Annotated in this window: 23 protein-coding genes; 12 read left to right on the top strand and 11 right to left on the bottom strand. The window is 72.2% G+C overall.

All coding sequences use genetic code 11. From position 1 onward, the window contains the following. Positions 1-232: 232 nt before the first annotated feature. The 10 genes from AB0O36_RS30040 to AB0O36_RS29995 all read left to right on the top strand — a co-directional run bounded on the left by AB0O36_RS30040 (position 233) and on the right by AB0O36_RS29995 (position 12,976). Positions 233-4,909 (top strand): hypothetical protein, encoded by a 4,677-nt coding sequence (locus AB0O36_RS30040; RefSeq protein ID WP_365115616.1) that lies wholly within the window; start codon positions 233-235, stop codon positions 4,907-4,909. A 281-nt stretch (positions 4,910-5,190) separates the two neighbouring features. Then, the gene (locus AB0O36_RS30035) at positions 5,191-5,898 is read left to right on the top strand and encodes an RES domain-containing protein (protein ID WP_365115614.1); all 708 of its coding nucleotides are present in this window, start codon (positions 5,191-5,193) and stop codon (positions 5,896-5,898) included. Positions 5,899-6,551: 653 nt separating this feature from the next. Then, positions 6,552-6,938 (top strand): XRE family transcriptional regulator, encoded by a 387-nt coding sequence (locus AB0O36_RS30030; RefSeq protein ID WP_365115613.1) that lies wholly within the window; start codon positions 6,552-6,554, stop codon positions 6,936-6,938. A gap of 142 nt (positions 6,939-7,080) precedes the next feature. Next, positions 7,081-7,386, top strand: a complete 306-nt coding sequence (locus AB0O36_RS30025; RefSeq protein ID WP_365115611.1) for a DUF6247 family protein — start codon at positions 7,081-7,083, stop codon at positions 7,384-7,386. Beyond that, a complete protein-coding gene (locus AB0O36_RS30020) occupies positions 7,383-7,637 on the top strand; it encodes a hypothetical protein (RefSeq protein WP_365115609.1) in 255 nt (84 codons plus the stop codon). Before AB0O36_RS30025 ends, AB0O36_RS30020 begins: the two co-directional genes overlap by 4 nt. 230 nt (positions 7,638-7,867) lie before the next feature. Next, a complete protein-coding gene (locus AB0O36_RS30015) occupies positions 7,868-9,127 on the top strand; it encodes a hypothetical protein (protein ID WP_365115608.1) in 1,260 nt (419 codons plus the stop codon). A 170-nt stretch (positions 9,128-9,297) separates the two neighbouring features. Beyond that, the gene (locus tag AB0O36_RS30010; protein WP_365115606.1) at positions 9,298-10,830 is read left to right on the top strand and encodes a GMC oxidoreductase; all 1,533 of its coding nucleotides are present in this window, start codon (positions 9,298-9,300) and stop codon (positions 10,828-10,830) included. Between the two features lie 114 nt (positions 10,831-10,944). Further along, positions 10,945-11,349 carry a BlaI/MecI/CopY family transcriptional regulator gene (locus AB0O36_RS30005; protein WP_365115604.1) on the top strand — a complete coding sequence of 135 codons (405 nt, stop codon included), beginning with the start codon at positions 10,945-10,947 and terminating at the stop codon, positions 11,347-11,349. A gap of 4 nt (positions 11,350-11,353) precedes the next feature. Next, positions 11,354-12,286, top strand: coding sequence for a M56 family metallopeptidase (locus AB0O36_RS30000; protein ID WP_365115602.1), 933 nt, complete (start codon positions 11,354-11,356; stop codon positions 12,284-12,286). A 273-nt stretch (positions 12,287-12,559) separates the two neighbouring features. Continuing rightward, positions 12,560-12,976, top strand: a complete 417-nt coding sequence (locus AB0O36_RS29995) for a hypothetical protein (protein WP_365115600.1) — start codon at positions 12,560-12,562, stop codon at positions 12,974-12,976. Here AB0O36_RS29995 and AB0O36_RS29990 read toward each other — a convergent pair. Genes AB0O36_RS29990 through AB0O36_RS29980 form a run of 3 tightly spaced genes read right to left on the bottom strand, consistent with a single transcriptional unit; the run spans position 12,973 to position 16,788 of the window. Beyond that, positions 12,973-13,383 (bottom strand): DUF6262 family protein, encoded by a 411-nt coding sequence (locus AB0O36_RS29990; RefSeq protein WP_365115598.1) that lies wholly within the window; start codon positions 13,381-13,383, stop codon positions 12,973-12,975. The genes AB0O36_RS29995 and AB0O36_RS29990 overlap by 4 nt on opposite strands. Further along, positions 13,373-15,706, bottom strand: a complete 2,334-nt coding sequence (locus AB0O36_RS29985; protein WP_365115596.1) for a tyrosine-type recombinase/integrase — start codon at positions 15,704-15,706, stop codon at positions 13,373-13,375. Before AB0O36_RS29985 ends, AB0O36_RS29990 begins: the two co-directional genes overlap by 11 nt. Beyond that, on the bottom strand, positions 15,703-16,788 hold the full coding sequence (locus AB0O36_RS29980) for a tyrosine-type recombinase/integrase (RefSeq protein WP_365115594.1): 1,086 nt from the start codon (positions 16,786-16,788) through the stop codon (positions 15,703-15,705). Before AB0O36_RS29980 ends, AB0O36_RS29985 begins: the two co-directional genes overlap by 4 nt. A 14-nt stretch (positions 16,789-16,802) precedes the next feature. Here AB0O36_RS29980 and AB0O36_RS29975 point away from each other — a divergent pair, with 14 nt between their 5' ends. After that, the gene (locus AB0O36_RS29975) at positions 16,803-17,102 is read left to right on the top strand and encodes a DUF4158 domain-containing protein (protein WP_365115672.1); all 300 of its coding nucleotides are present in this window, start codon (positions 16,803-16,805) and stop codon (positions 17,100-17,102) included. A gap of 174 nt (positions 17,103-17,276) precedes the next feature. Here AB0O36_RS29975 and AB0O36_RS29970 read toward each other — a convergent pair whose 3' ends face one another. Continuing rightward, the gene (locus AB0O36_RS29970; RefSeq protein WP_365115593.1) at positions 17,277-18,287 is read right to left on the bottom strand and encodes a quinone oxidoreductase; all 1,011 of its coding nucleotides are present in this window, start codon (positions 18,285-18,287) and stop codon (positions 17,277-17,279) included. Positions 18,288-18,522: 235 nt separating this feature from the next. On the opposite strand from AB0O36_RS29970, the gene AB0O36_RS29965 reads away from it, so the two are divergent. Then, positions 18,523-18,645: a hypothetical protein gene (locus tag AB0O36_RS29965; protein ID WP_365115591.1), complete on the top strand. Its 123-nt coding sequence runs from the start codon at positions 18,523-18,525 to the stop codon at positions 18,643-18,645. Positions 18,646-18,718: 73 nt separating this feature from the next. On the opposite strand, the gene AB0O36_RS29960 is transcribed toward AB0O36_RS29965, so the two are convergent. The 7 genes from AB0O36_RS29960 to AB0O36_RS29930 all read right to left on the bottom strand — a co-directional run bounded on the left by AB0O36_RS29960 (position 18,719) and on the right by AB0O36_RS29930 (position 24,637). Next, positions 18,719-19,174: a tellurite resistance TerB family protein gene (locus tag AB0O36_RS29960; protein ID WP_365115589.1), complete on the bottom strand. Its 456-nt coding sequence runs from the start codon at positions 19,172-19,174 to the stop codon at positions 18,719-18,721. Between the two features lie 132 nt (positions 19,175-19,306). Continuing rightward, a complete protein-coding gene (locus AB0O36_RS29955) occupies positions 19,307-19,435 on the bottom strand; it encodes a hypothetical protein (protein WP_365115587.1) in 129 nt (42 codons plus the stop codon). A gap of 195 nt (positions 19,436-19,630) precedes the next feature. After that, entirely contained in the window at positions 19,631-20,332 is a 702-nt protein-coding gene (locus AB0O36_RS29950) for an alpha/beta fold hydrolase (RefSeq protein ID WP_365115586.1), read from the bottom strand. A 48-nt stretch (positions 20,333-20,380) separates the two neighbouring features. Then, positions 20,381-21,202: a DUF1295 domain-containing protein gene (locus tag AB0O36_RS29945; protein WP_365115584.1), complete on the bottom strand. Its 822-nt coding sequence runs from the start codon at positions 21,200-21,202 to the stop codon at positions 20,381-20,383. Further along, positions 21,199-22,485, bottom strand: coding sequence for a cyclopropane-fatty-acyl-phospholipid synthase family protein (locus tag AB0O36_RS29940; protein WP_365115583.1), 1,287 nt, complete (start codon positions 22,483-22,485; stop codon positions 21,199-21,201). The genes AB0O36_RS29945 and AB0O36_RS29940 overlap by 4 nt, the downstream gene beginning before the upstream one ends. Then, positions 22,482-23,705, bottom strand: a complete 1,224-nt coding sequence (locus AB0O36_RS29935) for a cyclopropane-fatty-acyl-phospholipid synthase family protein (RefSeq protein ID WP_365115670.1) — start codon at positions 23,703-23,705, stop codon at positions 22,482-22,484. The genes AB0O36_RS29940 and AB0O36_RS29935 overlap by 4 nt, the downstream gene beginning before the upstream one ends. A gap of 161 nt (positions 23,706-23,866) precedes the next feature. Continuing rightward, positions 23,867-24,637, bottom strand: coding sequence for a DUF1365 domain-containing protein (locus AB0O36_RS29930; RefSeq protein WP_365115581.1), 771 nt, complete (start codon positions 24,635-24,637; stop codon positions 23,867-23,869). Positions 24,638-24,670: the final 33 nt, after the last annotated feature.

Raw genomic sequence — 24,670 nt, 5'->3', positions numbered from 1 at the left:
GAGTCAGAGCGGATGTTTCGCGGAAGTCGATGCTCCATGTGTGTGAAGAATAGGCATCATGGACGGGGAGCGGGGCGGAATCGGCTTGGCCGGTGCAGCCGCTGCTGCCCGCCCGCCGGGAGCCGTCCCGGAGCCCTCGCCGAAGCCTTCTCCGGAGTGCTCCGCGGAGCCCTTCCCAAGGCCGCCGGCGGCCTACGAACCCGCAGTCGAGGGTGCCCTCTACGTACTGGCCATGCAGGACGGCACGGAACCCTTCGCGGAGGCCGTCGACGACCAGCTGGACGCCGTCGCCCTGTGGTGGCGTACGGGAGCACCGGCCGGTCCCGGCTTCACGATGATGGCCCCGAAGGAACCCCTGCACGACCGCCACGACGTCGAACGATGGCTGGACGGCTCGGGCATCCGCAACGTCGAGAAGGGCACCCCGCTCGTCCTGTTCATCACCGGACACGGCCTCACCTCGGCCGCCGGCAACCACTACGCACAGCTCATGGACACCGATCCGGCCCGCCTCCCGGCCACCGGCCTGCGCACCACCGAGATGATCGCCGCCGCCCTGGACTCCCTGGCCGACGACGTCCTGGTGATCGTGAACACCTGCGCCTCCGCGGACGTCGGCAGCGAGGTCCTCGCCCTCGAACGGGAGCTCTCCGCCGAGCGCCGCACCACCGCCCTGCTCAACGTACTCGTCACCTCGGCCCCGCAGCGGAAGGTGCTCGGCAGGGAGTTCGCCCTCACCCTGCGGCGGGCCCACGCCTGGCTGAGCGACCCGAAATGCGGCATCACCCGCCGCTACCTGACGATGTCGGAGTTCCACGAGGCGCTCGTCCACGCGACCAGGACCATCAACTCCGAACTGCACCGGAACCTGGAAGGGCCGCGCCCGGTCCTCACCGGCAAGCTCCACGTCCCCACCCTCGCCCTGCCCAATCCCGGCTACCGCCCGCAGGCAACCACCGTCGCCGACGCCCGCCGGGAGGTCGCCGCCACACCGGACGACCTCGACTACTGGCTGGAGAAGGCCAGCGGCCGCGTCAACGACCTCGACCCCGGCTGGTACTTCTCCGGGCGCAGGCACCTGAACGCCGATCTCGCCGCCTTCCTCTCCGGCCCGGCCGGCACCCTCGTCGTCACCGGCATCGCCGCGAGCGGGAAGTCGGCCCTGCTGGCCCGGGCCGTGACCTTCAGCGACGCCGGCTTCCGGGCCGGCCCGCAGTTCGCCGCCGCCGTCGCCTACTGCCCGCCGGACACCCTCCCCGAGCAGGGATCGGTGACCGTGGCGGTCGACGCCCGGCAGCAGGAACCCCTCCCGCTGCTGCGCACCCTCTGCCGGAAGCTCGGTGTGAAACCCGACCCCACCGCCCCCGACCCGTTGCGCCGGTGGCAGGCCGGGCTCCGCGCCCACCTGCGCACCCCCGGACCGGTGATCACCGTCGTCGTCGACGCCCTCGACGAGGCGACCGACCCCAGGGGCTGCATCACCCAGGTCCTCGAACCCCTCGCGGAGGTGACGCCGCCGGACCCCGCCGCCCCGGCCCCCGTACCCGGCCGGCCCGTCCGCCTGCTCGTCGCCGTCCGCAGCAGCATTCCCGCCGGCACCGCGCCCGCCCCCGGCGCCGCACCCACCCCCACCCCCGGCGCCGCGACCGGAACGGCCCTCCTGGCCCACCTCGAAGAGGCCGTCCCGCGCGCGCGCGTCCTGCGCGTCGACGGCCCGGACATGCGCGAGGACATCCACGCCTACGTACGGGCCCTGCTGCACGGCGAGGACCTGTGGCCGGACACCGGTCAGGCGGAATCCGCCGCCGACATCGTCGCCGCCGCGTGCTCCCGCTCCTTCATCGACGCACGGGTCGCGGCGGACCAACTCCGCGCCAGGGGACCGGCCCTCCTCTCCGACGCCTCATGGCTGGGACGTCTCGCACAGGGCACGATGGGACTCCTCACGGCGGACCTGGAACAGGCCGCGGAAGAAGGACTGGCCGAAGCCGAAGCGGTCGCCCTGCTCCGGGCCACCGCATTCGCCCTGGGCCGAGGGATCCCCTGGGGCGAAGTGTGGCCCGCCGTGGCTTCCGCACTGCTGGGCCGACCGATCGAATCGGCGGACGACAAGATCCGGACGCTGCTGGGCGGCCGCCTGGCGGGGTATCTGACCCATGACACCGAGGACGACCACCGCGTCTACCGCCCGGCCCACGACCGGATGGCCGCGGTGCTGAGGAGCCGGCCCGGCGAACCGGACGTACAGGGAGGGGGGAACGCTGTGACAGCAAGGCAGGAACCGGACGACGATGCCCGTGGCGACGCCGGAGCGCAGGACGGTGCGGGCACCGGAGCGCAGGACGGTGCAGGCACCGGGGCGCAGGACGGGGCGGGCGACGGGGCACACGGCGAAGCCGCCGCGCACGCCCGCATCGCCGAGGCGCTCGCCCGCCTGGTGGGCCCGCACCCGCTGGGTTCGCCCGCGCCGTACGTACGCGCCCACCTCGCCCGGCACGCCCGCCTGGGCGGCGTACTCGACGACGAGCACGTACCCAAGGAGGTCCTGCCGTGGCTGACCGGCAGCCCCGTCCGGGGGCTGCTCGCCGGCCTCCCGCCCGCCGACGCCGACGCCGTAGCCAACGCCGATGCCGGCGCGCCGGGGCGGGGCGACCGGGCCTGGCTGCAGGCGTGGGCCATGGTCGAGCCCTACCTCGGGCAGGCCGGCCTGCCCTCCCGGATCGCCAGCCTCCACCTGGCCCGCGCGAGCCTGGCCGCAGCCGCCCGCACCGACCCTGACCCCGCCCCGGAACCCGCGTACGCACGCCTGCCCGGATCCCCGCTCGCCGTGCTGTGGTCGCAGTGGGCCCCGGTCGGGAACGTGCTGGCCCGGACGGCCGCCGTCACCCAGGCGATGACGGTCCTCCCGGCCGACGACGGCACCCGGCGGCGGCCCCTGCTCGCCGTAGGGGACGACCGCGGCGGTATCGAACTCGTCGACGCAGTGGAGGGCAGCGCGGTCGGCGAGCGGATCCCCGCCCACGAGGGCGTGGTCTGCTGCCTGACCACCGCGGAACGGCCGGGACTGCCGCCCCTGCTGGTGTCCGGGAGCCACGACGGCACGGTCCGCTTCTGGAACCCCGGGGACGTCACCCTCGTCGACCAGGTCAACCGCCCCGGCGACGTCTGGATCGACGACCTCGCGGCCTTCACCGACACCGAGGACGAGGCGGTCGTGCTGTCGGTCAACGGCGACGGCACCGTGGTGCGCTGGCAGGAGCGGTTCGGGCCCGAAGAGGCGGCGACGCTGCCGGGACGGAGGCCCCGTTCCACGCCCATGGCCGTGACCACCGTCCGGGGAAGGAACGCCGGAGACGGGGCCGACGAGGGACCCGGAGAGGGACCCGGGGCGGGACCCGGCGAGGGAGCCGGAGAAGGGGCCGGCAGGCGACCCGCAGAGGACCCCCTGCCGGTGATCGCGATCGCCGACGGCACCCGGCTGGCCTTCCACGACGCCGAAACCTTCGAGCTCATCGAACACTTCGACCTCGCCAGCGCCGTCCGCGTCCTCGCGCGCACCACCCGCCCGGACCGCATCGCGGCCGGTCACGCCGACGGCACGATCACCGTCTGGGAGCGTGCCGGGCAGCGGGCCGCCCTCAAGGCCGCGGACGATCCGGTCACCGGCCTGACGGCCCTGACCCACGCGCACGGCCATCTGCTCGCCGCCGGCACCGGCGGCAGCAGCGACATCACCGTCTGGGACCCCGACAGCGGCAGTTCGGGCGTCCTGGCCGGCCACAGCGACACGGTCACGGCCCTGACGCGCGTCCCCGTCCCGGACGGCCTTACGGCCGACACCGACGTCCTGGTTTCGGCGGCGAGGGACAAGACCCTCCGCCTGTGGAACGGGGACCACCTCACCGCGGCCCTCACCACGCGGCACTCCCCACGGCTCGTCAGCTGCGCCGCGCTGGCCCCCGGCGGCCCGCCCCACCCTCCCTGGCTCGCCCTGTGCGGCAGCGGGCCCGGCATCGAGATCCGGGACACCGCCACCGGCCGTACGGCGGCCACCATCGGCACCACCACACCACCCACGGCACTGACCTGGGGCCCGGGGCCCGAGGACACCGGCGGGACCGGCGGGACCGGCCCCACGAGGACCCTGTACTGGGCCGAACCCGGCCACGGCATCGGCGCCTGGGACGCCGGGACCCGGCGGCCCGCGGACCGCTTCCCCGCCGGCCCCCTGCCGGTCCACTCCCTGGCCGCCTGCACGACGGCGGACGGCCGCCGGCTCCTGCTCAGCGGCGGCGAGGACTTCCGCGTGAAGCTGTGGGACCCGGCCGACCCCCGCACCCCGCTGCACGACTGGCCCGGCCACCGGGAGCGCGTCAACTGCGTGGCGGCGGCCACCGACGGCCGGCACGACTGGTTCGCCTCCGCCTCCTCCGACGGCACCGCACGGCTCTGGAGCCGCACCGGGGACGGCCCGCTCGGCGATGCCCTCAAGTGCGACCAGGGCTGCCTCCGGGCCGTCGCCCTCAACCCGCGCCCCACCGGCGGCCTCGGCCCCCACCTCGCCACGGCGGGCGACGACGGCCGCATCCAGCTCTGGGACCTGCACACCCGCACCCGGCTGCCCGGCCCGCCCCTGACCGGACACACCGCCGCGGTCCACGCCCTCGCACTGTGGAGCACCGCACGCGGCAACTTCCTGGCCTCCGGATCCGGTGACGGCACCATCAGGGTGTGGAGCGCCGAAGCCGGCGGCACCTGCCTGCTCAAACTGGCCGTGGTGGGGCCCGTTCGCCACCTCACCGCCCACCCGGCCCCCACCCCCGAGCGGGTCGTGCTGGCCTTCTCCGGCCCGGCCGGCGCCGCCGCGGTCGTACTCGACCTCACGGAGGTGCACCCGCACACGGAATGAGGGACGTGCGCCCCCTCGATCCTTCGTGCGCCCCTGTCTGCTCACGCCGACCGGTTCGCTTCGGTCCGTTGAGGCCACGAAAATGATCGTTCGGCACGTCCCCGGGACTACTACGCCGCATAGTTCCCTTGACACGGTCCGCGTGCCGATCAGGCGCACCACCGGAGAAACAGACACCGGCCGTCCGGCGGGGTAGCCAGTCCTGCCCCGCCGCCCGGCCATGAGCATCACCGGCAGCCGGCCGGCCCAGCCGGCGGCTCGCCGGAGCAAGGAGTGGCCGCATGACCAGGGCTTCCACGCTGTCGGACGTCCGTCTGATCCCGGCGCCCGAACGCGGAATCTGGCGCCTGGGCAAGGCCCGCGGACCCTTCACCTACGACCGGATCAGGGAAGAGGACGCGGGCAGCCCGAGCGGAAACCGCTGGAGCCTGGTCGATTGCGGTGTCCTGTACTGCGCATCCGAGCACGAAGGGTGCTTCGCGGAGGCCCTGGCGCCGTTCCGGGTCGACCCCGCCATGCGCGCGATCATCGCCGACGACTGGGCGAACCCGTCCCACATGCCGCCCGGCCGGATCCCCCGCGACTGGACGACCCGGCACACGCTCTTCCGCTTACAGCCCGTCAAGGAAGCACGCTTCCTTGACGTGGACGACGAGGACACGCTGACGGTGCTGAGCCGCGAACTCCGCGACCAGCTCGCCAAACTCAACATCGACCGGATCACCGCCCGGCACATCGAGGACAGTACGGACCCGTCGGCGCGCCGGGTCACCCGCCAGATCTCCGCCTGGGCCGAACACCAGAGCACCGGCACCGGCAGCGAAGAGCGCCACATCCACGGCATCGCCTACCGCTCCGGACTCGGCCGGTACCAGTGCTGGGCCGTATTCGAGGGCGTGGAACTCTCCAAAGAGGAATCCAGCCTCGTCTTCCCCGAAGCCGACGCCCTGCGCAAGGTCGCCCAGGACTACACCCTCACGATGTTGTGATCTGCAGATGGTGCGATGACCGAGGCCCGCGGCTGCGACGCTGTGACCTTCGCGACGTTTCGCCTACGACGGGGTCGACCACACGCGTCCACTTGACAGTTCAGGAGTACGACACATCCGGCGTACTCCACCGGGGTCGACCCGGAATGAACACGTCCCGCGGACGCATCGGCAATTCCATCCCGCGTCGCAGGTCACAGCACGAACAGCACTGCACGGGACTGAACATGACTCATCATCAGGTCGGACCCAATACTACCAACCAGGTGGAGTTGGGCAATGATAATGGGTACCTTTGAACTTGGACATCGCCGACGGAGCGTGTGGGGGAAATCATGGTCCGGACCGACACACAGTTATCAGCGCGCAGGTTCGACCTCGCCGTACCACCGGATTCCTCCCGACCACTCGGTACACAGCGATGCTGCCCGTCGATTCCATAGCGACGGACGATCCGCCTGCGCGCGTCACGCTTCCCCGCAGAGCGGCAGCACGTTCCTGAAGCGTTCACAGCTCGCGCTGACTCCCGCGCCGCCACGGCCGCCGGCACCCGGCATGGCCCCGCTGCGGCAACGGGCATCCGCACACCCGTCGTCTGACACACGACCAGCGACAACGCAGGCGGGAAGTCAGTACAACGAGGGAGACCGCACATGCGTACCGAGACAGACATCCTCGCTGCCGAAACCCGCCGCAGCGCAGCCAGTGAAGCCCCGGCGAGCACCAGCGACGTCGCCCGCTTCCTGCAGGACAACCTCGGACCGCGCCTGACCGCGCACATCGCGGACATCGGCGACCACGAGCAGGTCGGCAAATGGGCGGCGGGCGAGATCACCCCCCTGCCGGCTTCCGAACAGCGCCTGCGCGCCGCCCTCAGCGTCATCCAGCTCATCCAGAACGCGGAAAGCCTCTACACGGCCCGCGCCTGGATGATCGGCATGAACCCCCAGCTGGAGGACCAGGCCCCGGCCCAGTGCATCGCCGACGGCCGCGAACGCGACGTCATGGTGGCGGCCCGCGCCTACATCGACGGCTGCTGACTCCCGGTCGGCGCCCGATTCCCGGTCGGCGCCCGACTCCGGGTCCGGACCCGACTCCCGGTCCGCGCCGTCGGGTTCGAGGCCCTCCTGTCAACGGCTCCCGGCCCCGGTACCGTGGCCGGGAGACCCGTTTGGAGGAGCCATGAGCGCCCAGCCCGAGCACTCGCCCGTACCGCCGCCCGCCCCCGCGCCGACGGCCGCCGCCGAGCTGCTCGTCCGGATCCGGCAGGACCGCCGGTCCGGCCAGTGGGCGGCCGCGTTCGAGGCGGACTGGTCGCGGGCGCTGGAGAACTCCCGGCACAGCTACAGCCTCAGCCCGCTCCACGACGTCGTCCGAGCCTGGCAGGCGCGCATGGCCGCCGCCCCGGCCGTCGACGCGTTCATCGCCTCCGGGATGGACGACTCCGACGGGGTCGGCCTGGACGACGTACTCGGGGCACGACCGTGAGCACCTGGCCGGCCCGACTCTCCCCGCAGGCCGCGAAGGCGCTCGCCACGCTGCCCGAGCACGCGGCCGAGATGGTCCGCGACGTCCTCGACATAGCCTCCCGCGGCCCGTGGTCCTTCCCCGCCTTCGACCGCCGCGACCCGGAGGGCGAAGACGTCCGCTCCGCCTCGGTCGGCCAGCTCACCGCCGTCTACTTCATCAACCGCCCCCTGGGCCGCCTCTACGTCATCGACATCGTCTGGCTCGGCTGACCTCCCTCTGTCTGCAAGCCCTCGGTCGACCGCCTGACGGCGGACTGCGGCCGGGCGGACGGCGCAGTGTGCCCGTGTTCGCGGGCGCGTACACCTTTCGGGACAAAGGTGGCCGCCTTCGTGTGAACACCCGTCGTCGCTACTGTCCGTGACGGCGATTTGCTCCATAAGGTGCCGTTTGAGGTCAGCCGTTCGGCGAGCCTTCGAACTGCCCAAGGAGCCCACCGATCATGCCTACCCCCGTCGTCGACATCTGGGGCCCGGTCTCCCCCGAGCCCCGCTCCGCGATCGCCTCCGCCCCGGAAGCACACGAGACGTGGTCCCTCAGCGGCGGAACCGCCTGGGTCTACTACAGCCCGCTGAACCGCCGGCAGCTCATCAGGCCCGTCATCCTCTCCGACGGCTTCTCCAGCGGGTCCAGCGACCTCGACCGGCTCTGGGAAGGCCTGGAGGAGAACGGCGACTTCCGCTTCATCTCCGAACTGCACGCGACCGGCCGGGACGTGATCATCCTCGGCTACAACGACCGCACGGCGTCGATCAAGGACAACGCCGACACCGCCATCGACTGCATCCGCCGTGCCCTCAACGAGCGGGTCGGCCGTTCGAAGCTGGTCGTGGGCGGCTTCAGCATGGGCGGCCTGGTCACCCGCTACGCCCTGGCCAGGATGGAGCAGGACCCCGCCCTCCCCGACCACGAGACCTCCCTCCACCTCTCCTACGACTCCCCCCACCACGGCGGATGGCTGCCCGTCTCCCTCCAGGCGTTCATCCACTTCGCGGCGGACAACTTCGGCGAGGACCCCCTCGTGGGGGAGTCCATCCGACTCTTCTCCGGCCTGCTCAACAGCCCCGCCGCGAAGCAGATGGCGCGCTGGTACATCGGGAAGGTCGACCAGACCCCGGCACCGGCACCGGAGCGGGTGGCGTTCCTCAGGGAGCTCGAGGAGCTCGGGGGATGGGCGCGGGGCGTCCGCAGGATCGGTGTCGCCAACGGCGTGGCCACCGGCACCGGCAACGGCGTGAAGCCCGACGTGAACGCGGTCAGGGGCGACGGCGAAACGCTGAAGGACACCTGGCTCAAGACCCAGGCGGGGGGCGACCAGGTCGTCGCCCGGCTGCAGAAGACCGGCGGGGAGCAGATCCTGGTCCGCACCCGCGGGCTGCCCGAGATCGACGGCGCCCCCGGCGGCGTGTTCACCCTGCCGCTGCCCACCGGTGACCCCGGCAGCTTCGGCCTGGCCGGCCTCCTGATGACGTTCCTCCGCAACACCGTGGACGAGGACCTCATCCGCACGTCCTGCTTCATCCCCAGCATCAGCGCCGTCGCCGCCGGTGACATCGACGACCCGAAGGCGCTCTACGCGCCGATCACACCGGATGCCGGCGAACTCGACGCCTTCCTGTGCGCCAGTCGCAACGAGGCACACACCGCCATGACCGAGGAACTCGGTGCGTGGATCGTGAACGAGATCGTCGCCGGCTCCTGACCGTCCCCGCTCCGGGGTGGGTGGGCCGGACCAACGCGAGCCCACCCACCCCGGGTGCGCATCCGCACCCGGCCGGACTGCGCCGCCGGCATTCCGGCGGCCGTGTACGAACGGGTGGGGCCGGACGCGCGGCGCGTCCCCGGCTCACACCCCGGGCGTACGGTCGGGTCATGGCGGACGGGTACGACCTGGTGATCGTGGGCGGCGGGGCTGCCGGATGCGTGCTGGCGGCGCGGCTGAGCGAGGACCCCTCCACGCGGGTGCTCCTGCTGGAGGCCGGGCCGGACTACGTGGAGCTGCCCGCCGCGCTGCGGGACGGCTCCGGACCGCACACGGCATCGCACGACTGGGGACTGACGAGCGAGCCCGGCCCGGCCGGCCGGGCGATCGCCCTGCCGCGCGGGAAGGTGATCGGCGGCTCCTCGACCACCAACGCGGCCTTCGCGCTGCGCGGTTCGCCGTACGACTTCGACGCCTGGGCGGCACGCGGGAATCCCGGTTGGAGCTGGGACGAGGTGCTGCCCTGGTTCGTCGCGCTGGAGAACGACCTGGACTTCGGCCACGAGCCGTATCACGGCAGCCGCGGGCCGATCCCCGTCCGCCGGTACGCGGGAGCGGAACGCAGCGACATCGCCTCGGCCGGGCAGGAGGCGATCATGTCCACGGGGGTGCCCGCGATCCCCGATCACAATGCTCCGGGTGCCGTGGGCGTGGGACCGCTCCCGGTCAACGAGGTCGCGGGGGAGCGGCTGGGCGCGGCATCGACGTACCTGGCGGCGGCCCGGGCGCGGCACAACCTCACCGTGCGGGGCGGGGCGCAGGTCAGCCGTGTGGTCCTGGACCGCTGCCGTGCGGCCGGGGTGCGGCTGGCGGACGGGGAGGAGGTGTACGGCGATCAGGTGATCGTTTCGGCCGGCACCTACTCCAGCCCGGCGATCCTCCTGCGCTCAGGGATCGGCCCGGCCGACGAGCTGCGTGCGCTGGGCATCGAGCCGGTGCTGGACCTGCCCGGCGTAGGACGCAACCTCGCCGATCACCCCGCGGTGTCCGTCGATGCCGCCTACGCGGGGGCCGGGCGCCCCCTGCGCGCCTTCCAGCTCGTCGCCACCCTGCACAGCGCGCAGGCCGGCGAACACCGCGGGCCCCCCGACCTGCAACTGATCGTCGGCGGCCCCTTCGACACCGCGGCCGCCGCCACCGGCGCCACCTTCTTCGTCGGCGGTGCGCTCCTCACACCGCGCTCGCGGGGCCGGGTGTGGCTCCGCTCACCGGACCCCCTCGACGCGCCACGCATCGACCTCGGCTACTTCTCGCACCCCGCCGACCTGCCGCGACTGGTGGAGGCGGTGCGCCGCGCACGGCGGGTGGCCCGGGCGGGGCCGCTCGCCGCCCTCTCCGCCGGCCTGCTGAACGCGCCGGACGACGACGGTGACGCGGCGGTCGAACGGTTCGTCCGCGCCGGCGTCTGGACCTACCACCACCCGGTCGGCACCTGCGCCATGGGCCCCGACCCGTCCGCCGGGGCGGTCGTCGACCGGTCCGGCCGGGTGCACGGACTGAAGAACCTGTGGGTGGCCGATGCGTCGATCATGCCGGACGTCCCATCGGCGAACACCCACCTGCCCACCCTCATGCTCGCCGAACGCATCGCAGCCCTCCTTCGAGAGGAACCGCCCGAACCACCCGCCGCCGCCCCCGCCTGAGGAACGCTCGTGCGGGTCCGAGACGCCCTCCGTCCGGCCTCCGGAATCCACCGGACCGTGGAAGGGGCCGGCGGTCAGTACGATGAGCTCGCTGTGGACGGGAGGTTGACGACGGTGAGAGATGACGCGAACGGCGGTGCCGGGCAGGCGTCCCGTCGTCGTGGCCAGGGCGAGCTGGAGGCCCAGGTACTGACGGCCCTGGGGCAGGCGTCGGGTCCGGTCACGGCCGGCTGGGTGCAGGAGCGCATCGGCGGCGGTATCGCCTACACGACGGTGATGACGATCCTGACGCGGCTGCAGGCCAAGGGCGCGGTGGCGCGGGAGCGGGTCGGCCGCTCGTTCGAGTGGACGGCCGTCGCCGACGAGGCGGGACTGGCGGCGCTCCGGATGCGCAAGGTGCTGGACGCGGAGGCGGACCGGCAGGCGGTGCTGGCCAGCTTCGTGACGGTGCTGTCGCCGGGGGACGAGCAGCTGTTGCGGGATCTGCTGGCGCAGGCGTCGGAAAAGGGTGAAGACTGACGGCATGGGGGTTTTCGTCTTCCTGCCGCTGGTGCTGCCGCTGACCGCCTGGCCGATCGCCCGGCTGGCCGAGCACCGGCTCCATCCGCGGCCCGCCACCCGGCTGCTGACCTGGACGGCCGTGCTGCTGGCGGTGTGCAGCACGTTGTGCCTGGCCCTGCTGATGGTCGTGGGGACCGCGCAGCTGCCGGGCAATCCTCTGCCGGACGGCTGGTCGGATCCGGAGGTCCGCGAGGCGGTCCCGTACGACGAGGTCGCCGGGCGGGTGGCGATCCCGGCCCTGCTGGCCGTACTGGTGTCGTGCCTGGGGACGGGGTGGCGGCACCACCGGGTACGCAAGCAGGCCGCGCGTGCCGTGGCAGGGCTGGCCGGCAGGTCGGTGGCGGTGCTGCCGGACGCGGTCCCGTACGCGTACGCCGTGCCCGGCCGTCGCGGCGGCGGCCGGGTCGTGGTCAGTTCCGGCATGCTGGCCGGTCTCGCGCCGGGCGAGCGGCGGGCGCTGTTCGCGCACGAGCGGGCCCATCTGTCGGGCCGGCACCACCGGTTCCTGCTGGCGGTGCAGCTGGCGGCGCGGGCCAACCCCTTCCTGCGCCCGCTGCGGACGGCGGTGGCGTTCACCGCGGAGCGGTGGGCGGACGAGGAGGCGGCGGCCCGGACCGGCAGCCGCCGCACCGTCGCAGTGGCGGTGGGCAAGTCCGCCCTGGTGTCCACGGCCGGGCCCTTCACCTCGCTGGCCCATTTCGCCGCCGGGCCGGTGCCCCGCCGGGTTGCGGCCCTGCTGGGCCCGGCTCCCGTCGCCAGGAACCGGCTGTCGGTGTTCACGACCCTGGGCCTGGCCATGTGGACGGCTGCCGCCGGGGTCATGGTCTCGGCCCTGTCGTCGGCGAACTCGGCGGTGACGCTGTTCTTCATCCTGCACGCCGCGCTGGACGCGTAGCCGAAGACCCGGGGTGCGGGCCAGGCGCCCGCAGAGCGGCCGGTGAGGACGGCCCGGGGCACTTCCGGCCTCGGGGAGGCCGGCTACGGTCCGGCTCGTGCCCGTGGAATTTCTGGGCGATGAGCAGGCTGTTATCTGGACCTCTTGCGCCCGGTAGGCGTGATGAGCTGGCCTTTTATGTGGCTGACAGTGTCAGCCGCCTCTCCGTAGAGTTGCTCAGATGTCACCGGAGCTGATCCGGCTGGCACCGTACGAACGGGAGGCCCCACCCGCATGACGAACCCGCCGTCCGAGCGCACCCTCACCTACGCCGAAGACCTCAGGCCCGAGGACGTCCGCGCCTTGGAGACGTTCCTCAACGTCCAGTTGGGGCGGGTGTACGAGGAGGTCGGGGAGACCGGTGAGACGTCCTTCGCGATGCGGTCTCTGCTCCGCCTGGTCTCCGACTCGGCCGGGCTCCTGTACACGATCCTCGCGGTGGAGCGGCCCGAGACGTGGCAGCGTGCCGCGATCGTGCGGGAGTGGCAGCGGCTACGCAGTACGGCTCATGAGTTCAACCACTGCGAGGGCTACGACCATGACCGCTGGTGGAACCAGGTACGGCACTTCGACGCCTCCGACGAGACCGCCGAACAGGATCGGATCCGCCGGTTCGCCGATGTCGGGCCGCACCCCGAGACCGGACATTAGCCGGGTGGGGCGGGGATGCCTCGGCGAAGGTCGCGGAGCTGTCCGAGGGCCATGGCGAGTTCGTTGCGGAGCCGTTCGTTCTCCTCGTTCAGTTTCCGGTTGGCGTCCCGCAGTGCTCGCACCACTGTCTCGTGTGACTTGGTGGTGATGCGCTGGTGGTCGGGCAAGGCCGGTCGTCCCGTGGCGGGCTGCTTGTTCGCGAGTTCTCGCAGCTTGGCCAGCAGTGGGGCCTGGGCGTCGTCATAGAGGAAGGTTCGGGAGACCCCGGCCCGTGCGGCGACACCGGCGACGGTCACCGCTCCGCCGTCGCGTTCCAGGGCCCCCAGGACGGCTTGGACGCGCTCGATGCAGTCCAGGCGGCGCTGCTGTGCGGCCTCGGCCAGGTGGGACGAGTTGTCAGCCCGCATCTGCTTCCCCCTTCGTCTCGACTGGGCCGCCAGGCAGGTCGTCTGGGGCCGGGGCGACTCCGTCGTTCTCCTGGTCGGTAATGCGCGTGATGAGATGCTCGACTGCGACGGCCAGCCGTGCGTTGAGGTCGGCTGCCCGGGAACGGCCGGCGGCTGCGGCGCCGGCCTGCAGTTCGCGAGTGCGGTCGAGGGTGTCCTGGTGGATGGGCAGGAACTGCCGGTCGCTTTGGAAGTCCTGGCAGAAGTAGCAGCCATCGGCTGCGGTCTTAGGGCAGGGGCGGGAGATGTGCCGTCCGCACCAGCCGCCGGCGACGGCGTGGAGGCGGCGGCCGATCTTCTCGGCGAGCCACTCGACGCCGGACAGGTCGCTGTCGCGGTGGATCTTGACGGCCTCGCCCTTGAGGTTGAAGCGGACCTCGTACTTCTCCTCGTACTCACGGCGAAGGGTGTCGTCCGCGATGCGCGAGTAGTGCTCCTGCATCTGCCAGGAGGTGTGGCCCAGGACCTCGCGGATGGTGCGCCCGGACACGCCCGCGTTCGCCATTCTGGTGCCCAACGTGTGCCGGAACTGATGCCAGCTGACGGCGGCGGCGTCGCCGTTGGAGTCGATGAGGCGGATCCGCTTCAGCCAGGCGTCGAATCGGGTGTCGACGGTGCCGTAGGGCATCGGATACTTTCCGTCTGGGTTGCCGCTGACCTTGGGGAACAGCCACTGGCACGCGCCACCGAAGCGTTCCCGGACCCGGCCGTGCTGTTCCCGGATTGCGTCCACCACGACGCGGGAGGCGGGGATGGCCCGGAAGCTCTTGTCCTTGCTCTTGTAGTGGACCAGGGCCCAGCGGCCGGAGGGGGTCTTCTTCAGGCAGTCGGTCTTTAGGGTGAGTGCTTCGCTGATGCGCAGGCCCTCGTCGCGGCAGATCAGTACGAGTGCGCGTGTCTCGGGGTCGAGCAGGGTCAGGTTCTCCTCGGACTCGATCTGCTCCATCAGGTGCTCGTCGATGAAGTTGGCCTTCAGCCCGCGTGGCCGTGGGTATTCGTCCCGGTGGATCCGGGCGTCGGCCGGCAGCGCGGGCTGCCAGTCGTAGCGGCGCCACGTTTCGAGCAGGGTGGAGACCGCCGACAGTAGGCGGCTGCGACTGCCCGGGGACACGGGCTGGCCGAAGTACGGCCCCTTCTGCTCCACCGTCCTGCGGCCGACCCAGCCGATATAGGACTCCAGCAGCGGCCGGTCCAGCACTGCCGGGTCGTTCTGCCGGTCGGGGCGGGTCTCCGCGATGAACCGGGAGAAAAGGACGAAGTCATGGAGGTTGCGCGCGGCCGACCGCAGTTCCGTGCGCGCGAGCCGCAGCCGCAGGTGACGCTTGATCGCTTGCCGCAGCCATGGCTGGGTGATGCCGGTGAAGTCCAGCGGGGCGACGCGCTGCCGTTCCTCGATGCTGTAGCCGAGCCGCTCGGGGCGCCACACGTCCCTGTCCCACTCCTCGGCGGGTCCATCGAGGTCTCCGAGGGCCTCCAGCAAGTCGGTGAAGAGCTGCGGGACGGTGGTGTAGTTCAGCGACAGGTGACGCCAGTGGTGGGCCGGACGGTTGCGCACCGAGGAGACGTCCTCGGCGATGACCGTGTTGACCGCGCGGACCCAGGAGCTGGGGACCACCTTGGAGCGTCGCTGGTCGGTGCGGAGCTGGAGCAGGTACTGGAACTCCAGCGCCGCCAGCGGCGGTAGGCCCGCGACGGAGAAGCTGGGGACGTTGCGGAGCATCAACTCGACGGGCAGCGCGGCCAGCGGAGGCCGATCGACCTTCGTCCAGCGATAGTGGTGCCCGTCGCACAAGCCGCTGCGGCTGATCTCGTAGCCACAGTCCGGGAAGCCGCACCGCTTCGCCGCCGGACGGGAGAGCACCAGCGCCGCGGCGGCGTACTCACGGACGCTGATGCGCTGGCCCCGCGAGTGCAGACCGTTGATGTCGGCCAGGTGCAGGTCGCACAGGCCCGAGAGTCCGCCGGAGTACCGGCATCCGCTGACCAGGCACGAGGCCACGTCCAGGCTCAGCCCGGCCGGCCAGTTCGCCGGGTCCGCGATCCACGCCTCCCGCTCGGGCCGGCCGGCCTTCCGCCAGGCCACGTCGTGCGCGGCGCACAACCCGCGCGAGGCGTTCTTCCTCAAACATGTGGTGACCACGCACGGGGTCGGGGCCAGGAAGTGCCCGGCGGGCGGCACGAAGCGCTCGACTCGGAATTCCGGCCGTACCACGCTGAGCAGGGCTGCTGCCCACGGATCTCCGGGCAACGGGACGACGGCGGCCAGGTGGCCGTCGCCGCTCACCACGAGCCCCTGAAGCCGACCCGGTCCAGCTCGTCGGCCAGGTCGTCAGTGTCCAGGTGGCCGTAGGTGTCCGCCGTGGTGTGGACCGAGCGGTGCGTGAGCAGCTCACTCGCCACTTCCAGCCGCACGCCTGCACGCAGAAGCGCGGTCGCGTGAGTGTGCCGGAACAGGTGCGGGTGAAACTCGACACCTGTGCGTCGTCGCAGCCGCTTGACCAGGCTCATTGCCGCCCAGTACCCCATCGGCGTGCCGACGGTGCCGTTCCACAGGTTCACGAATACGTAGTCGCAGTCCAGCTCGCCGTACTCGGTGAACAGGTAGTCCGTGTAGAGGTCGAGCAGCGTCTGTCGGACGGGGATCTCCTTCGGGTCGTGGCTCTTGCCGCGTGCGCGGTTGGCGTTGTCCTCCCGAGGCCGCAGCGTCAGCGTCCGCCGGTCCGTGTTGATGTCCTCGTGCCGCAGGCCCAGCGCCTGCCCGATCCGGCAGCCCGTCTCGAACATCAAAGCCATCAGCAGCCGGTCCCTCAGCCGCTCGCACGCGTCAAGGATCCCCTGCACCTCGGCATCCGTCAGCGTCGCCGGTCGCCGCTTGACCTGCTTCAGCCGTGTCGGCCGACGCATCACCTCGCGTTCCGCGATGCCGGCGAGGAACCCGGCATGGTCGCCGACCGAGGCCGCCCGGCGGTGCGTCAGCTGAGCTCCCATGCCGACACCGCGGCGCGCGAGGAACTCGTAGAACATGTAGACGCTGTTCAGCGCGCGGTTCACTGTGGATGGCTCCCGGGCAGGACCATCGGCGTCCGCCGATCGCAGCCGCCCCGGCTGGACGGGGCGTCGCAGCCACCCGGCGAACTGGTCGACGTGCTCCGGGGAGGCAGCCAGCAGATCGACGTCCAGGAGCTGGAGGAAGACCAGCCACGCCTTCAGGTCGAAGGCACGGGCCCGGAGGGTGTTCGGCGACTGCTCCCGGTCGGTGCACAGGGCGAGGTAGTCGTCCACCGTCTCGACGACCCGTCCCTCGCCGTCCACGACGGTGTACGTCTCGTGGCGCATCCCGGTCCCCACGACCCGTCGCACGTACATCCCCGGCCCTCCCCATCCATTGGGTCCACGGATGGAGCAACGAACGTCACGAACAATGGTCACGACGAAGTGTCAGCCACGGGAGCAGACGCCCCTCGGGTCCCACGTGCCGTACGTCGCTGACAGCTCAAGGTCGGGTACAGGTAAAGGCTGAGGCGTACGGGACGTTCGCCGAGGATCCGACGAGGCCCGAGCCGGAGCGGTTCTTCTTCCCGGACGACGTGGACCGGGACCTGATCGCCCTGCGGCGGACGGAGCATCACCGGCTCGGCTTCGCGCTCCGGATGTGCACGGTGCTCACTGTGCAGGAATAGAGCCAGGTCTCGGCTGAGGGATCTTGAAGGGGGTGTGACCCGGATACGCCGGAAACCCGCCAGAACTTGATCTTGGCCTGCTGAGTGCCTGACGCTGTCGGGGATCTTGGCGATGACGGTCGGCCATGCCCTCGACATCTCAGTCTCCAAGATCCCCGACCTCGTCACCCGCGATCAGCTCTGCGTCTCCTCGCGGCGTCCAATAGCGGCCGCATCGGGTACGACGAGCAGCTTGCCGGTGGTACGCCGAGCCTCCAGATCGCTGTGGGCCTGGGCGGCCTCGGACAATGCGTAGCGGCCCGTTACGGTGACCTCAAGCGCCTTGGAGCGCACCCACTCGAACACATCGGCGGCCCGTCGGAGCAGTTCGGAGCGATCGGCGATGAAGTCCCCGAGGCTGGGCCGGATCAGGGTCAGCGAACCGCCGTGGGCGAGCCGTATCGGATCGAACGGCGGCACGGCACCACTTGCCGCGCCGAAGAGCACGAGATGGCCGCGGGTTCGCAGGCTGGCGAGGCTCGCATCGAAGGTGTGCGCGCCGACACCGTCGAAGACAACCGGCAGTCCCTGACCGCCGTTGAGACGCCTCACCTCGGCTGCGAGATCGTCGACGGCGGAGGAAAGGATCACCTCAGTGGCCCCGGCACGCTTCGCCAGCTCGGCCTTCGCCGTGGTCGACGTCGTGCCGATCACCCTGCCGCCGAGATGGGTGATGAGCTGGGTCAAAAGCAGCCCCATGCCACCAGCAGCCGCATGCACGAGCACCGTGTCGCCGCCCTGAACCGGGTAGGCGTCCTTGACGAGATAGTGCGCGGTCATGCCTTGGAGGAGCACGGCGGCGGCTGTCTCGAAGCCGATGTCGTCGGGCAGCGGCACCAGCCGGGAGGAGTCCACGACGGCCCGCTCGGCATAGGTGCCGGGAATCTCCACCCAACCGACCCGGTCCCCGACTGCGACGTCAGCGACGCCGGGTCCGACTTCGATGACCGTGCCGGCGCCCTCAGTGCCCGGGGTGAAGGGCAGCGGGAGGCTGTACCGGCCTTCGCGGTGGTAGACGTCGAGGAAGTTGACCCCGGATGCGGCGACCTCCACGACCGCCTCGCCCGGACCCGGCCGCGGCTGGTCCACCTCGGCCTCCTGCAGCACCTCGGGACCGCCCACTTCGTACACCTGTATCGCTCGCATGGCCCTCCTCCAATAACGGTTCGTCCCCCACCAACCCCGTTGATGGCGATCCGATTCCCGGCCAGCAGACCAGCCCGCCGCCGAGGCCAAGGGCAGCAAGGGCGGGCGCCGCCCCGCGGTTGCGGCCACGAAGACCGGCGACGTACGCACCGCGTACCCGGAAGGGCGCTCCATCGCCGCCCTCGCCCGCGAGCGCGGCCAGGGCTGCACCCTGCGCGTCCGCGCCGTCCCCGCCGTGCACCGAGGGCTCCTCGCCCGCTGCCAGCCGCTCGACGGCAGCCAGGACCTTCCCGCGGTCCCGGCCCAGCGCAAGGCCCGCCGCGAGTACGAGAGCAGGACCAGCGCCCTCACACCCTGAACAAGATCGTTCTCACCGATAACCGCTGTACCGATGTTCCCCGGGGCCGGCTTCCTCACCGGCCGCGCGCCGGCTACAGGTCGAACTCGTGCGGGGGGAGGTCGAGGCTGTAGCAGGCTTCGCGGACGACGGCCCGTTCGGTCTTGTCGAAGTCGCCGTCGGCGCCCCCGATGACGATGCCGATCTGGATGACGGCCCGGGCCTCCGCGGGCTTCTTCTTGGCCTTGGCGATCTCCTGAAGGACGCTGACCTTGCCGAAGTCGAAGTCGGCGATGAGCCTCTCCAGGTTGTCGTCGAAGCGCCGCTGCAGGTCGATGGCGTCGAAGTTCTGCAGGACCTCGTTGGTGGTGATCAGCTGGGCGACCCGTCGCCGCTCGGCAGGATCGATGGTGCCGTCGGCCGCGGCGACCAGTGCACACATGGCCATGGAGGCGTCGCGGAACGCGCCGGACTTCAGCTCGTTCTTCTTGGCGGTCAGCTGGGTCTGCATCGTCGATGCGGACTCCTTGATGCGGTCCCACAGGGCCATCGGAACTCCGTAACCGTCAGGGGCGGTCGTCGGCCGGATGCGTCTCCGGCCTCGACCGCCGAACTTCTACAACACTGTAGAAGTTATCAGGCCGGCTGCCGGAACGACGGTGCCCGGTTGACGGGACCGGCCTCACGCCTCCTCGTTGCCCCCGTCCTCGTCACCCTCGTCGCCCTCGTCTCCTTCGAAGAAGTCCCCTACCTCGTCGACGACTTCGGCCGCGAAGGGCAGGCGCCCCGGCGGCCTGTCGCCGGGGCGCAAGGGTGCGCCGGCGGTGCGGGAGCAGTCGACGTGTGATCCGTCAACAGGCGCTCCTCCGGCTGCCGTTGCCGGCGTACGGGCATGCCGGCGGACCGGTGCGCGAAGATCACCACCAGTCTTGAATCTACATGCATGTAGAAGAATAGGAGCAGCCGGACCGCTGCGCAGCGTCGCCCGCACGACGCACCCGACGGATCACCGCCCGGTGACCGGTCCCGCCCCGTCCCGCACCGGGTGCGGCCGGCCCTGACGGGAGAAGCCCTCGGCGAGCACGGCGGGGAAGGCCGCGAGGCCGAGCAGCGCGGCGGTGGCATCGGCCGTGAGGCGGTGCCACCGACCGGCGTCATGGACCATGGTGTGCCCGCCGCCCGGCATGGAGATCCCCGCAACGCGGGCCCCCGCCCCGTGGGCGCGGACGAGCTGGGCCCAGGTGTCCGCGGCGGAGGTGACGCGGTCGGCCTCGTCGTGGAGCGCGATGACGGTGCGCCCGCGCAGATGCGTGACCGGCTCTCCCGGCGGACACCAGGGTGCCAGCGCGACCACCCCCTCCACCTCGGGCGCCGCCGCGGCGCGCAGCGCCGCCCGCCCGCCGAGCGAGTGGCCGACCAGGACGACGGGAACGGGGCCGGTGAGCGCGCGCAGTTCCTCCAGGGCGCGGCGGGTGTCGGTGACGGGGTGGGCGTCCGGGCCGTTCCAGCCCCGGTACCGGTAGCGCACCCGGGCGACGAGAACACCGTCGTGCGCCGTGGCCCGTGCGATCGCGGTGGCGAAGGGCCACATCCGCAGCGCCGGCAGGTTCACCGGGGGCGGCGGCCGCCGGCCGTCCGCGCGGCCGCCGTGCAGGACGAGCACGGCCGCCTTCGCCCGCCGGGGCTGCGCCCCCGCGGAAACGGGCACCAGGGCCGCGGGCGCCCCTCCCACACCGCCCGATCGCCTCCGCACGGCCTACCCCCCGTCCCGCGGGCGGTCACGGCGGGGTGGCAGCGGCAGGAACCCGCTGGTCCGCGCCGCGTATTCGGCGTATCCGGGACGGTCCGCCATGTGCTTCTCCAGGAGGCGCTTGCCGCTCCCGACCGTGAGCAGCAGCGTCATCAGGACCGGGGAGACCAGGACGGCGAGAGCCGGCTGCCAGGCGGTGCAGGCCAGCAGGTACAGGCCCCACCAGACGAGGCTGTCCCCGAAGTAGTTGGGGTGCCGGGTCCAGGCCCACAGGCCCCGGTCCATGATCCGCCCCCGGTTGGCCGGATCCGCCTTGAAGCGTGCCAGCTGGCGGTCGCCCACGGCCTCGAAACCGAGCCCGAGCGCCCACACCGCGATCCCGCAGAACGCCAGGACGCCGAGAGGTGCGGAAGCGTAGGAGGCGGCCTGGACCGGCAGGGAGATCAGCCAGACGAGGGCGGCCTGGCCGAGGTAGACGGTGCGCAGCGCGTAAAGGGTCCGGTTGCCACGGGCCTTGTCGAGGAGGGCCGTGTAGCGCGGGTCCTCGCCGTGGCCACGGGAGCGTCGCGCGATGTGGGCCGAGAGCCGCAGCCCCCAGACGACCGTCGCCGCGGCGACGAGCAGGCGCCGGCCGTCGTCGCCGTGTCCCGCCGAGAGCAGCCAGGTGACGACGGCGACGGCACCGAAGGCGATGCCCCAGGCGATGTCGACGAGCCGGTGCAGGCCGCGGCGTACGGCGACGGCGAACGTGGTGAGCATCACCGCCCCCGCCGCTGCTGCGGCGACGCCGAGGTTGGTGGCGAGGGCGTCCCAGTCGGTGCCGTTCACGACGGGCTCACCCCGGCGTACCAGCCCGCGGGGGTGGCCGGCATGGCCGACGCCCCGTCGCGGGCGGTCCGTACCGCGAGGATCTGGTCGACGCCCATGCGGTGTTCGGAGAAGGCCAGTGAGGCCCCGGCGAGGTAGAGGCGCCACACCCGGCCGGTGGTCCGGCCGACGAGTGCCTCCACCTCGCCCCAGCGGTGTTCCAGGGTGGCCCGCCAGGCGTCGATCGTGGCCGTGTAGTGCTCGCGGAGGGATTCGGTGGACCGGACCTCCAGACCCGCCTCCTCCAGCATGTCCACGGTCCGGCCGACCGGACGCATGTGCATGTCGGGGGCGATGTACGTCTCGATGAACGCCCCTCCGCCCGGCGCACGGGCGCCCCGGGACATCTGCTGGACGAGGAGCCGGCCCTCCGGGCGCAGCACACCGTGCAGCTTCGCGGCGAAACCGGGGTACTCGGCGTCGCCGACGTGTTCGCCCATCTCGACCGCGGCGGCCGCGTCATAGCCCCCGCCGTCGATGTGCCGCCAGTGCTCCAGCCGTACGTCCACCAGATCGGCGACCCCCTCGCGCACGGCACGCTCGGCCACGAAGTCGCGCTGCGCGCGGGACAGGGTGACGGCGGTGACGCGCGCCTTGTGCTCCCGGGCCGCGTGCACCGAGAGGGAGCCCCAGCCACAGCCGACGTCGAGCATCCGGTCACCGGCGCGCAGCCCGAGTTTGCGGCAGATCAGCTCGAGTTTGTCCCGCTGGGCGTCGGCCAGTGTGTACGCGGGATCCCCGGGCCGCGTCCAGTAGGCGCAGGAGTACGCCATCGTCTCGTCCAGCAGCAGTGCGTAGAACTCGTTGGACAGGTCGTAGTGATGGCTGATCGCGGCCCGGTCCCGGGACGCGCTGTGCAGCGGCCCGGTCAGGCGCGCACGCCCGTCGGGGCGCCGAGGGGGCGGCCCGGCCGCGCCCAGTCCCACGGCCAGGGCGGCGGCCGCGGCCAGGCCGGCCGGGCGGGGACGCACCGCGGGCCGGTCGCGGACGGTCCGCCCGGCCCGCGCCAGGGCGTCGGCGAGGTCGCCCTCGACGTCGAGGTCCCCGGTGACGTACGCCTCGGCCAGCCCGAGTTCGCCCGGCTGCCACAGCAGGCGCCGCAGGGCGCCGGGGGAGCGGAGCACGACCAGGGGGGCGTCCGCCGGGCCCGCCCGGCTGCCGTCCCAGGCACGCACCCGCACCGGGAGGGGGCCGGGCAGGAAGTGGCCCAGGAGCTCGGCGACACGATCGGCGGCGGGCCTCACGGGCGGGTCCTTTCGGTGAGGAGCAGCTGGCGCACGTCGAGGTAGCGGGAGCGGAACCCGGCCTCCGAATAGGCGAGGTAGAACTCCCACATGCGCTGGAAGACGGCGTCGAAACCGAGGGCGGTGACGGTGTGCCGGTTGGCGGTGAACCGCTCCCGCCACAGGCGGAGGGTTTCCGCGTAGTGCTCGCCGTAGCCGTGGTCGGCGGCGGTGCGCAGCCCGGCGGCGGCGGAGTGCTCGGCGATGGCCCGGCGGGAGGGGATCAGGCCGCCGGGGAAGACGTACTTGCTGATCCAGGTGTGGGTGGCGGCCGTGTGGAGCATCCGGCCGTGGCCCATCGTGATGGCCTGCAGGGCGATCCTGCCGCCCGGGGCGAGCGCGCGGCGCAGCGCCGCGAAGTAGGGGGTCCAGTACTCGGCGCCGACCGCCTCGATCATCTCGACGCTGATCACGGCGTCGTGGCGGCCTTCGGCGTCGCGGTAGTCCCGCAGCTGGACCTCCACCCGGTCGGCGAGTCCGGCGGCGGCGATGCGTTCGCGGGCGAGCGCCGCCTGTTCGGCGGAAAGGGTCAGGGTGGTGACCCGGGCGCCCCGGGCGGCGGCCCGCAGGGCGAGCTCCCCCCAGCCGGTGCCGATCTCCAGCAGCCGGGTGCCCTCCCCGACCCCGGCGAGGTCCAGGATCCGGTCGACCTTGCGGTGCTGGGCGGCCGCCAGGGAATCGAACCGGGCGGGAAAGCCTGAGAAGACCGCGGAGGAGTAGCTGAGCGTGCGGTCGAGGAACGCGGCGAACAGGTCGTTGGACAGGTCGTAGTGGTGCCGGATGTTCCCGCGGGCTCCGGCGCGGGTGTTGCGGGCGGCGACGGGCCGGGCGGACACCCACAGGCCGCGGAGCCGGCGCAGCGGGGCGGGCACCAGTTCGTCGACGTGCTCGGCGAGCACGGCCAGTACGCCGGCCAGGTCCTCGCTGTCCCATTCGCCGGCCATGTAGGACTCGCCGAAGCCGATCAGACCGTGGCGGCCGATGCGCCGGTGGAAGGCGTCGGGGTCGTGCACGGTCAGCCGCGGACCGGTGGAGGCGGCCGCGGAGGCGCCGGCGGCGGGCACGGTCAGCGACAGCCGTTCCAGGGCACGGCCCACCAGGTGTCCGGCCACGGCGGTCCGGCCCGGCGCGGCCGGCGGCAGCCGGGCCACGTCCGGCCAGCGCACGGCGTCGACGTCGATACGGCGGACGGAGGGCGCGACGGGACCGGTGCCGTGGGCCGGGGGCGCCTGTTCCTGCGTCGTCTGCCCCTGCGTCTGCTCCTGCGTCTCCGGCTGCGGGGGGATCCCGACGGCACAGCCGGACGGCCGGGCACGGCCGTGGGAGGTGGTTGCGGGCTGGGTCACGACAGCTTGCCTTCCTGCGGGGAGGACCGGGGACGGGGGTGTACGGGCAGGCCGCGCAGCAGCAGGTGGACGCCATGGCGGCGGATGCCCACCCATACGGCGGCGGTCGACCACGGTCTGCGGACGGCGGAGGACAACAGGGCGCGCACCGTCGCGGGCCTGCGGCGGCCCCGGACGACGGCGGTGAACGCCCGGCCCTCCTCGTTGTCGAGGTGGACGGCCAGCCGCAGCCGGTCTCCGGGCAGCGGGAGCCGCATCCGGTAGCGGCCCTCGACCGGGAAGAAGGGCGAGACGTAGAAGTCCTTGTCCACCTCGAACTCCTTCCCGGACTCCTTCCCGAATTCCTTCCCGGACTTCTTCTCGGACTCCTTCTCCGCCTCCGCCCCGCCGGGGTCATCCGTCCGCAGCACGTAGCAGTGGCGCTGCCCGTACGTGTTGTGGACCTCGGCCACCACGCACACCAGGGCGCCGGAGCGGTCGTGGCACCAGTACACGCTGAGCGGGTTGAAGACGAACCCAAACACCCGGGCGTGCGCCAGCATCATCACGCGCCCGCCGCCCAGGTCGATGCCGCGGGCGGCGAGGAAGGCGTCGAGCCCGGCACGGATGGAGGCCGCGCCGCCGGTGAAGTGGTCGCGGGCGTCGAACCGGGCGAGCGGACGCACCGGACGGGGCAGCACCGGCAGCCGGTCCACGTCCACGTACCAGAGGTAGGTGCGGTGCCGGAAGGAGTGGCGCAGAGGTGTGGTGCGGGCATGCGCGATCACGCACTCGTACAGTGCCGCGGTTCCTCCGGTCCG

Origin of the sequence: Streptomyces sp. NPDC089799 (genome assembly GCF_040684755.1) — a bacterium.
In the GTDB taxonomy this organism is placed as follows: Bacteria; Actinomycetota; Actinomycetes; order Streptomycetales; family Streptomycetaceae; genus Streptomyces.
Note: the sequence above shows the minus strand (reverse complement) of the source record. Positions and strands in the feature narration are given on the sequence as shown.

Coding starts and splice junctions, on each gene's coding strand:
- AB0O36_RS30040 (WP_365115616.1), top strand. CDS start 233: ATGCAGGACGGCACGGAACCCTTCGCGGAGGCCGTCGACGACCAGCTG.
- AB0O36_RS30035 (WP_365115614.1), top strand. CDS start 5,191: ATGACCAGGGCTTCCACGCTGTCGGACGTCCGTCTGATCCCGGCGCCC.
- AB0O36_RS30030 (WP_365115613.1), top strand. CDS start 6,552: ATGCGTACCGAGACAGACATCCTCGCTGCCGAAACCCGCCGCAGCGCA.
- AB0O36_RS30025 (WP_365115611.1), top strand. CDS start 7,081: ATGAGCGCCCAGCCCGAGCACTCGCCCGTACCGCCGCCCGCCCCCGCG.
- AB0O36_RS30015 (WP_365115608.1), top strand. CDS start 7,868: ATGCCTACCCCCGTCGTCGACATCTGGGGCCCGGTCTCCCCCGAGCCC.
- AB0O36_RS30010 (WP_365115606.1), top strand. CDS start 9,298: ATGGCGGACGGGTACGACCTGGTGATCGTGGGCGGCGGGGCTGCCGGA.
- AB0O36_RS30000 (WP_365115602.1), top strand. CDS start 11,354: ATGGGGGTTTTCGTCTTCCTGCCGCTGGTGCTGCCGCTGACCGCCTGG.
- AB0O36_RS29995 (WP_365115600.1), top strand. CDS start 12,560: ATGACGAACCCGCCGTCCGAGCGCACCCTCACCTACGCCGAAGACCTC.
- AB0O36_RS29990 (WP_365115598.1), bottom strand. CDS start 13,383: ATGCGGGCTGACAACTCGTCCCACCTGGCCGAGGCCGCACAGCAGCGC.
- AB0O36_RS29980 (WP_365115594.1), bottom strand. CDS start 16,788: ATGTACGTGCGACGGGTCGTGGGGACCGGGATGCGCCACGAGACGTAC.
- AB0O36_RS29970 (WP_365115593.1), bottom strand. CDS start 18,287: ATGCGAGCGATACAGGTGTACGAAGTGGGCGGTCCCGAGGTGCTGCAG.
- AB0O36_RS29960 (WP_365115589.1), bottom strand. CDS start 19,174: ATGGCCCTGTGGGACCGCATCAAGGAGTCCGCATCGACGATGCAGACC.